12 protein-coding genes and 1 pseudogene are annotated in these 8,963 nt (G+C 52.0%); 10 read left to right on the plus strand and 3 right to left on the minus strand.

Features of this window, described 5'->3' with window-relative positions:
• Positions 1 to 256 (plus strand): DUF72 domain-containing protein (locus Q0C48_RS05415; protein ID WP_291522242.1); only part of this gene is annotated, 256 nt, incomplete at its 5' end.
• 14 nt (positions 257 to 270) lie between these two features.
• Positions 271 to 369 (plus strand): annotated as a pseudogene (locus tag Q0C48_RS05420) (IS3 family transposase); the annotation flags it as partial.
• Positions 370 to 416: 47 nt separating this feature from the next.
• On the opposite strand, the gene Q0C48_RS05425 reads toward Q0C48_RS05420, so the two are convergent.
• Positions 417 to 911 (minus strand): sel1 repeat family protein, encoded by a 495-nt coding sequence (locus tag Q0C48_RS05425; protein WP_291522244.1) that lies wholly within the window; start codon positions 909 to 911, stop codon positions 417 to 419.
• A gap of 343 nt (positions 912 to 1,254) precedes the next feature.
• On the opposite strand from Q0C48_RS05425, the gene Q0C48_RS05430 reads away from it, so the two are divergent.
• From Q0C48_RS05430 to Q0C48_RS05465, 8 genes are all read left to right on the plus strand, one after another.
• Positions 1,255 to 1,770 (plus strand): prepilin-type N-terminal cleavage/methylation domain-containing protein, encoded by a 516-nt coding sequence (locus tag Q0C48_RS05430; RefSeq protein WP_291522246.1) that lies wholly within the window; start codon positions 1,255 to 1,257, stop codon positions 1,768 to 1,770.
• A gap of 184 nt (positions 1,771 to 1,954) precedes the next feature.
• The gene (locus tag Q0C48_RS14675) at positions 1,955 to 2,245 is read left to right on the plus strand and encodes a prepilin-type N-terminal cleavage/methylation domain-containing protein (RefSeq protein ID WP_366937013.1); all 291 of its coding nucleotides are present in this window, start codon (positions 1,955 to 1,957) and stop codon (positions 2,243 to 2,245) included.
• A 46-nt stretch (positions 2,246 to 2,291) separates the two neighbouring features.
• The gene (locus tag Q0C48_RS05440; protein WP_291522248.1) at positions 2,292 to 2,834 is read left to right on the plus strand and encodes a hypothetical protein; all 543 of its coding nucleotides are present in this window, start codon (positions 2,292 to 2,294) and stop codon (positions 2,832 to 2,834) included.
• Positions 2,821 to 3,036 carry a hypothetical protein gene (locus Q0C48_RS05445; protein ID WP_291522251.1) on the plus strand — a complete coding sequence of 72 codons (216 nt, stop codon included), beginning with the start codon at positions 2,821 to 2,823 and terminating at the stop codon, positions 3,034 to 3,036. The genes Q0C48_RS05440 and Q0C48_RS05445 overlap by 14 nt, the downstream gene beginning before the upstream one ends.
• Before the next feature lie 254 nt (positions 3,037 to 3,290).
• Positions 3,291 to 4,250: a glycosyltransferase family 2 protein gene (locus Q0C48_RS05450; protein ID WP_291522253.1), complete on the plus strand. Its 960-nt coding sequence runs from the start codon at positions 3,291 to 3,293 to the stop codon at positions 4,248 to 4,250.
• Positions 4,251 to 4,517: 267 nt separating this feature from the next.
• Entirely contained in the window at positions 4,518 to 4,832 is a 315-nt protein-coding gene (locus tag Q0C48_RS05455) for a hypothetical protein (RefSeq protein WP_291522255.1), read from the plus strand.
• Entirely contained in the window at positions 4,820 to 6,862 is a 2,043-nt protein-coding gene (locus Q0C48_RS05460) for an O-antigen ligase family protein (RefSeq protein ID WP_291522257.1), read from the plus strand. The genes Q0C48_RS05455 and Q0C48_RS05460 overlap by 13 nt, the downstream gene beginning before the upstream one ends.
• Before the next feature lie 132 nt (positions 6,863 to 6,994).
• Positions 6,995 to 7,936 (plus strand): glycosyltransferase family 2 protein, encoded by a 942-nt coding sequence (locus Q0C48_RS05465; protein WP_291522259.1) that lies wholly within the window; start codon positions 6,995 to 6,997, stop codon positions 7,934 to 7,936.
• A 103-nt stretch (positions 7,937 to 8,039) separates the two neighbouring features.
• On the opposite strand, the gene Q0C48_RS05470 is transcribed toward Q0C48_RS05465, so the two are convergent.
• Complete coding sequence (locus tag Q0C48_RS05470) at positions 8,040 to 8,294, minus strand: DUF2442 domain-containing protein (RefSeq protein WP_291510228.1); 255 nt, start codon at positions 8,292 to 8,294, stop codon at positions 8,040 to 8,042.
• Between the two features lie 32 nt (positions 8,295 to 8,326).
• On the minus strand, positions 8,327 to 8,587 hold the full coding sequence (locus Q0C48_RS05475) for a DUF4160 domain-containing protein (protein ID WP_291522261.1): 261 nt from the start codon (positions 8,585 to 8,587) through the stop codon (positions 8,327 to 8,329).
• Between the last annotated feature and the right edge of the window lie 376 nt (positions 8,588 to 8,963).

Raw genomic sequence — 8,963 nt, forward strand, 5'->3', positions numbered from 1 at the left:
CCGCACACCGGGTTCGGAGGGAGGGGACGGTAATCGCCGTTCCCTACCCCTATCCTTCGCCTATATTCGGCTGCACGGCCCCAGCCTCGCTGCCTATGCCGGCTGCTACACGACCGAGGCCCTCAGGACTTGGGCGGCGCGTATCCGGACTTGGGATCTGCGCGCCGTTTATGTCTACTTCGATAATGACCAGGCCGCGTACGCCACCCACAATGCTGTAGAACTCATGAAAATACTCGGACTATCGAATCCATGAATTCAGGACGGGTCATTCGCGCTGCCCATGAAAAAACCCGGAGGACCTATGGTGCTAAAAGATTGCACAAAGAGCTGCAAGACGAAGGCTTTGTCACCGGACGCGACCGTGTCCAACTGCAAAAACTAAAGCGTAAACTTCTTGCTGTCGAAACCATGAGTCAAACCTCAAAACCCAGCGCCTGCAGTTTCGCCTTAGCAATGCTGTGCCCAAGTGCCGCCGCCTTCCCGAGCCACTGGATACCTAGCGCATGGTTTTTCTCGACACCGATCCCGTTGATGTAGCACATTGAGAGTAATTCCATGGCGTCCGCATGCCCGTTTTTGGCCGCAGCCTCAAACCAGCCCACGGCGATCTTGTATTCCTTCAACCTATAGAAATAGGTTCCGACATTGTTCCTGCCGTCGGCATTACCAGCATCGGCCTGCCTGACACACTCCACAAACTCGTCCGTCATCTCTGTTGGGGCGTTGGCGGCAATGCTGGATAGGTCTATTCGCCGCATCAGTCCGCCAGGAATATGAGCGGCTTGCGCATCCTTACCCCTGATTACCCCAGATTCAAGCCAGTTGTGGATCGTTCTCACCGACTTGCCCGTAAGCAGTGCGGCGGTTTGAGTGCTTACGAAAATGGGTGAATGGTGGGGTGTATCCATGCGTGATCCCTTTTCTGGCTTTGTTCGTCGTGAAGGTATGGACCAAGTTTAGCATCTTGTCGACTTCATCGTAAAAGCGTTGAATCAAGGCATTATTCTTCACCGACTTCATCGTGAATGCGGTGAAGAGAAATTATCTCTTTCACCGGAAAGATGTTGAAACAAAAACTAGAACGTGTTAGTTAGAATATTCTCATATTTATATATGAAATAATATATACTATGATTACAACATGTTATGAAGCGACAAGGCAAAACCGGCGCCAATGGCACGAATTGTGTAACACAGGGTCGACCCATAGAAACACCGTGGGCACTAATTGACCCCCATGGAGGATTGCAAATGAGTATGCTCGTTAAAAAGGCGCAGGCCAGCGCCGAAGCCGGTTTCACCCTTATCGAACTGATGATCGTCATTGCCATCATCGGTATTCTGGCGGCCATCGCTATTCCGCAGTATGAGCAGTATATCGTGACATCAAAGGCAAGTGGGGTTGTAGCCAATTTCAAATCTGCCTTAACACAAGTTACAGCAGGCGTTGCCGCAACTGCAGCGGGCCAGTCTACGGATTTAACAACGGCTCTCAATGTTTCATCTTCTCAAAATCCTGCAGGTGGCGGTTTAGCCTTTATAATTGGGACTACACCCAGCACTTGCGGGCAAGTGGGCATCACGGGAACGAGTTTGACTAGCGGTGTATTACCAGCATCAAATACAGCATCTATAGCAATCCAAGTAGGCAGCTGTACAGCAGGTACGTCGCTAGACACGGCAGTCAAGCAGGCGCTTACGGCGGCTGGCTACTCGGCTGCATATGGCGCAGCAATTAATGTTGGACCTAACGGTAGCATTTCCTAGGCAGAGTTAGTTATTCTATCCATTTGTAACTGTTCAGTTAAGCAACATCGGTTTTCCATACCAAAGGGCATCTCGTAAAGGTGCCCTTGATTATTCAAAAGCAACGTCCCTGAATAACTAATAAACCTTGCCCGGCCACGCCCTTTAACCAGTGTGCCGACAACACCGCAAAAGGAGAAAGCCGATGAAGCAGTCATCCCCCGCATCCGGTTTCACCCTGATCGAACTGATGATCGTCATTGCCATTTTCGCCATACTGGCCGCCATCGCCATTCCTCAATATTTTCAATACATAGAAACCGCCAAAGCCCAGGGCGTAGTTGCCAATTTCCGCCTGCTGGTCGGCACCGCGGCCAATGCTTATGCCGCCCATAATGGCCGGAACAGCCATCCGGGCCTCAGCGTCAATATGAAATCAACTAACGCGGGCGATATAGGAGTTACCCCCCTACATACCGTTTATATGGTGGGATAAAATGGCTTCTTCCCTCTGACTGAACTTTCCATTGTCGGTGCCCGTCATGTATGTCAATAATCCAGAGACGTTAATAGGTAGGGCACTTTCCGCGCTCATCAGCGCGGGAATCCTTCTGAAATATGCGCGTCAAGTCAAAGACCAGCAAATCATTCTGGGTTTTCTGTTCTTTGCCGTGACTATGGGTTTGTTCACACAGTACTGGGGTATCACCGGCTTGCACCTGTTGACCGGTGGCTTCGTGATCTGGCCGGTACTCGTTCTGCTCCTGGGGGACCGTTTCCCCTGGCCATTGGCCTATCCGTTGACCTTTATCGGCACCCTGATTCCAGACCTCTACGGCGCAGGAATGGCCGCTGACTGGTCTGACAACTGGTTCCTCGGCGCCGGTGGCGCAGGATTCCATGCCGGGATTTTTCTCGTGCCTCTGGAAGCGCTGATAGCGGCGGCCATGCTGAATCGATTTGGAATTTTCATGCGAAAACGCGGGTATTTTAGTAGAAGGACGAACGTCGAAAGCGGCGTTTGTCCCCATGGCATAGACAGACGCGCCAACCCAAAAGGAGAAACACGCGATGAACGAAAATGACCGCCAAGCCCGCATTAGTCAGCTTCAGAACCATCGCCATGCCCTGCTGCGCCGTCGGGAAGAACGGGACGCGGCAGTGGCTTCCATCGACATGGAACTCAATGTGGTACGCAGCGAGTTGCAGGCATTGTATGAAGCCGGACGGGTACTGCAACAAACACCAATGCCCAGAGTCGGAGCCAACCGCGCCCGAATCGCCTGAGGCACTGGGATTGTGGTCGGCAATCTGGCTTTCACACCTTTTTATGGGAGGCGGGTGGACCCAGAAAACGAGAGCGTGCAGGTCTTTGCCGACAGTGCCTACTGTTCGGAGGAATCGGAGCAGCTGCTACGTAAGGGGTAATCCGTCCAAAATCCGTAAAATAGAAAACCCCATAGAAATCATCAACTAAATGATGGATAATGCGGAAAATGGCGAGGAGGGAGCGAGTCCCTCCACTTCAAACGGCGAAATTTTTGTTATTCGATGTTCCCAATAGGCTATTTATGCACTGCGATTCAAAAACCTGCTCCACCTGCCTAGCCGAACATTCCCATGCATCTGTCTCACTTGTCGTGCCTGTAAAAAACGGCGGCGAGCGCTGGCAGCAGGTGATTCGTTCCATCCAGTCACAAAACATCCACCTCAAACACATCCTCATCATCGATTCTGGATCATCCGACCTCTCGGACAAGCATGCTCGGGAGGCCGGTTTTCATGTAGTCACTATCGACTCGCGATCTTTCGATCATGGCGGCACCAGACAAATGGCCGTGGATATGCTTGCCGATTCCGACATCATCGCTTTCCTTACCCAGGATGCGATCCTAAAAACACCAGATACACTGGGTAGTCTGGTCTGTTACCTGTGTAAACATCCCAATGCCGGAGTGGCTTATGGCCGACAAGTCCCGAGACCGACCGCCCGCGCCATAGAACGCCATGCCCGACTGTTTAATTACCCGCCCGGTATCACGCTAGAGAAAAAGATAGAGCACGCGGAGAGACTCGGTATTAAAACTGCTTTCTCATCTGATTCCTTAGCGGTATACCGAAGAGATCGCCTGATGGCCGCCGGCGGCTTCCCTCGCCAGTGTCTAACCGGAGAGGACGCCATCGTTGCAGCACGCATACTTATCCATGGGGGGAGCGTGCTTTATGTCCACGACGCCGAAGTCGAGCACTCCCATGATCTCACTGTAATCCAAGAGTGGCGCCGTTATTTCGCCATTGGCCGTTTGCACACGCAAGAGTCGGCCATATTATCCCCGTTCAAGGAGGTGTCGAAAGAAGGGCGCAAATTTGTGGCCTCTGAAATGCGCTACCTCCTCACCCATGCGCCGCTCACCATCCCTGAAGCCCTCTTCAGAACTGGCGTCAAATACCTGGCCTATCGTGCGGGACAGCTGACCACCAAAAGATTGGCCGCGCAGTGACTAAAAGCATCTTCCGTAACGCGTTGATGAATCTCGTCGGCCGCGCATTCCCTGCCATGCTCCTGTTGGTAACGACCCCCATCTACAATGTGGACAAGCGCCATAAGCTGATTCACCAGTACGTCGTGACCAACGCGTCGGTACATGATAGCCAATGCCTGGAAGCCTTGCCGGACCCGGAAAAGAGAGCGTGCAGGTCTTCGCGGACAGTGCCTATCGTTCGGACGAACCGGAGCAGTTGCCACATTTGTTATTCGAGGTTCACTTATGTATCAAGTAGTTGAACGCTGCTGGCGTTCAGACGGCAAGCATGCACTGATCAGGGTGCCGAATAGTACTGGTTGGTCCAATGCCGATGACCTTGTGGCAGATATCCGTGAGAACGGCGGTGGTCTTGGTGAAACAGGAGTCGATACGTTGCCGCCAAAGGCTGAAGATATCCGCGACGGGTTCATGGAAAAAGTTGAACCTGTTCTATGCTTCGATGGGCTAGGGAAAGGTGCGTATTACCTAGGGATCAAGCGTCTTTCTGCTCCATCGCTCTGCTTAGTCAGCAACAAGGATAAATCATGTCTGCTTTGAGCCCCACCACCCGCCCCTGGTTGTACGCCCTGTTTCCCTTCGTCGCCTATCTGCTGTCCTGGTACTACAACGGACAGCTTATCCCATTGCTGGCGATGAGCATGTTGGTGATGATGGCCTGGGGGGTCTGGGTCTGGTGGCCCCGGTTGCATGCGGGTTTGCCATGGCCGCGCGGCTTTCTGCCGATGTTCATGGTGCTTTGGTTTCTGTGGTTTGGCGTTACGCTGTTCTGGAGCGGTGTGCCCTATAGCAGTTGGTTTTATTTTTGGGTGCTGGGGTCTTTGCCGCTGGGCTTTTTAATCTGGCTCATGATGCCGGATGCGGTGCAGGAGCGGGCATGGACCTGGCTGTGGTGGGGGGTGGTAGCCAGTACCTGGGTGCTAAGTATCATCGCGCTTTGGCAATATTATCGTTGGATGGGGCAAGGTATAAGTTGGCAAGGCTTGCGTCCCAATGGACCGTTGCTCGATACCAATAGTTTTGCGGCATGGCTGAATCTGCTGTTTTTCCCTCTTTTGGCGGTTTTCTTTGTTTATGATGAGAAGCGCAAACAGAATTTATTTTCTCGGCATGTGGATGTTCTTGGCCTTTTATACCTGGCTACTATCGCCGTGCTGTTATTGGCCATGTTTTCAACCGGTAGTAGGGGCGCTTTGCTAGCTTGGTTGTGCACAATTCCTTTCGCGCTGGTGGGCTTCCGGCGGCAGCCTGGAGTCATTTACCGCTGGATGATGGTCTTCGGCTTGGTCATTTTATCCTTGTTGTTGATGAACTACGCCAAGGGATACAATATTTTTGGCCATTTGGCGCCCGGTTATATTAATAGCAACAAATCTACCGTGGCGCGCAGCCTGATGTGGGTTGCCACCTGGCACATCTTTCTCAGCCACCCTTGGTTGGGCACGGGCTTAGGCAGTTATTTCCTCTACTACCCGGCCTATCGTCTGCCCGGCGAACTAGTGTCGGCGGGTACGTATACCCACAACGACTACATCGAGTATCTGGCCGAGGGCGGCCTGATCAATCTGGGCTTTTTGCTGGCTTTTGCCGGCGTGCTGATGTATGCGCTCTATAAATTGCTCTACAAAGCCGGAAAGCCTCTGAATCTGTCCGAGGACCGGCGTTTGGAGGCGTTGGGGCTGGTGCTGGGGGTTTTTGCCATCACTGGGCACGCGCTGGGTAACTTCATTTTTTATAACCTGCCCCTGAGCCTGCTGGGCGGGCTTTTTCTGGCGCGGGCCTGGCGTATTTATGGCTATCGCGGGGATACCTCGCCCTTGCTGCCCCGCATCGGCATTAACCACGGGGTGATTGCTCAGGGCGTGATGATCCTGGCGGTGGTGGCGGCTTCCTGGAATCTGCTGGCGGATGGTGCGACTTTTGCCCTGTTCAGCAACAATGGCTGGCTGAACAAGGCAATCCCCAACAGTAATCAACGGGCGGTCTTTTTGTTGAAAGCTGCCGACTGGATGATTTTTGCGCGGCCGTTGGCGACCCAGCCCCATGTGTATCTGGCCAATACCTACCTGACTCTGGCGGAGCGGGACAAGGCGCTGGATGCGTCCCATCGCAAGCTGCTGGTGGAAAGTGCACTGCAACAATATCGGCAGAGTCTGGTGGGTATTCCTCGCCAGTCGGGGGTGCTGAATTCCATCGGCAGCCTGTATCTGACTCATGGATCGCTGCTCGGGCTGGACAAGACCCAAGCACAACGGGAGGCCTTGCTGGCCTGGCGCAAGGGCCTAGCGATAGCGCCCGAGAGTGTGAGTCTGCGCAATCAAATCGCTCAGTTGGCTTATGTGCAGTCGGGGAATGTCGCCGGAGCAGTCGCTTTTTTGCGCGCAGGGTTGCAGCGTCCACTTTTTCCATATCCTCGCAGCAACCTCCAGACAGACATTGCGCTGACCCAATGGCGGGCGGGGAAGCAGGGCGCGGCAAAAAAAACGTTGATGCAAATATTGCGGGAAAACCCCGCTTATACGCCAGCATTATCCTGGCTGCACTCGTTGCACAATTATAAAGCGCATTAGGATTAGCTAAGCACTCCCATCCGGCAATGGAGATACTATTCCTGATTAGCGCGATTCATCATAGAGGGAGTCCCTCCACTTCAAGCGGTGAAGTTTTTGTTATTCGAGGTTCCCTCAAGAGGGTCTATTGGTATGAGTACTATAGAGATCTATCCAGAGGCTAAATCTGGTGTTACTGCGGTAATCGTCACATATAATCCTGACCTTCTGGTTTTTGCTGATGTTGTGGCTGCCATATTTCCACAGGTACAGGCCACAATCATTATTGACAATGGATCTACCGTTGATGTGGCAGGATGGATTACATCCTTGGGCAAAGACAATATCCAAGCGATATGTCTGCAAGCAAATCGGGGTATAGCGGCAGCGCAAAACGCCGGGATTCATTTGGCACAACAACAAGGCTGTGACTTTATTCTTCTGATGGATCAAGATAGCGTACCTGATGAGGATATGGTAACCAAGTTATTATTTGCCTATCGGTCCATAGCAAAAGATAATACCAAAAAAATAGCTGCGATAGGTCCGATGTTTAAAGACAGCAAAAGCGGGCACATATCGAAACATGTTCGTTTCAAAAGATTTAGTATAGGCCGCGTGGATTGCAAGCCAGCAGATCTTGCGGTACCTGTGGATTTCTTAATTGCCTCCGGATCATTGGTAGAAACCAATGTATTTGCATCTGTTGGTTACATGGACGAGGGACTGTTCATAGATCATGTAGATACTGAGTGGATACTAAGAGCACGGGCAAAAGGATACCATGCGTGGGGACATTGTGATGCTGCTATGGTGCATTCGTTAGGTGAAAGCAGGCTGCGGATATGGTTCATACGATGGCGCGACATCCCGATCCATAAACCTTTTCGATATTATTATGTATTCCGTAACAGTTTACTTATTAGGCGGCGCGATTATGCCTGTCTTGAATGGAAGCGCGTTGAGATGATTCGGCTAGGTCAGCTTTTTATGTTTATGGCCATGTTCCATCCAAACCGTATCCAGGTGTTGCGCATGATGTTTCTTGGTGTGTTTCATGGCATGAAGGGAATTGATGGCCCGTTGCCAAAATGAACATACTATCTGCGTAACTGTTCACCACCCCGTGCTTCACGTTTCGTTTTAATGTAAAATTACCGCAAGTTATCAAAGCACAAGGACGATATGGACCAGAATGTCAGCCACCCAATACCCACTTTCCATGCGCTTTAATGGCGTCATACATAGCGTCTGGTGCCAGGTCTATTTCCTCTGGCCACGTCACCACCCCATGTTCCAGACCTACGGCGCTGAACACCTTGGGCTCTGAGAGGCATCCAAAAACGCCCGCACCTGGGCTATGAATCAAGGCATCCATCCAGACCTCGCCCTCTGTACCATCCACAAAGCGGACATGCAGTCGGTATCCGTCGAGCGCGCGCACGGAAGCCACGCGCCATGGTGCTTTCGGGTAGATGGGCGGGACTAAGGTAGCGGATGAATTTTTTTGAGTGACTGGTTGTGTGTGCATAGCTCCCAATTCTCCATAAGTTCAGCCCGATGCTCCTGTGCCCATTCCAACACTAAAGCCAGTGCCCGTCTGGGCATTTCGCCCTGGATAACCTCCAGCGTACGGATGTCTATGAGCACCTCATATTCTCCATACAGGGCGTGAAAGTGTGGCGGTGCATGATCTTGCCAGAACATCTGAATCAAGACACCGTAAAACATGCTAATGGTAGGCATGCGAAAAATCCATCATGGCCACAGTCGATTGCACATCATCGCGGCTTTTTGATCATCAAGCCATCCCCTGGCGTCACTGCAATGGGGCCGTTTGGGGGGATGCGCCGAGCGATGGGCGCATAGCATCTCTCCGATCTTCAATATAATCAGTCAATAGTATATGGTATTTTCATCTTTTCCACATCCTCTGGCCCCTCCAGTGACCTGAGGGCGCGTCTCACCAGCCCAAAATGAAATGTGGCTCTACTGCGCGTGGCATTTTTTCGAATCCGTACTAATTATCCGGTGAGATAGGGAGGGCAACATGGCATCGGTCCTGAATAAAGACAAGAAATCCGCCATCCGCGAGGCGAAGACCTACGACTTTACCTGGGAG

This window comes from Acidithiobacillus sp., from assembly GCF_023255755.1.
Lineage (GTDB): Bacteria > Pseudomonadota > Gammaproteobacteria > Acidithiobacillales > Acidithiobacillaceae > Acidithiobacillus.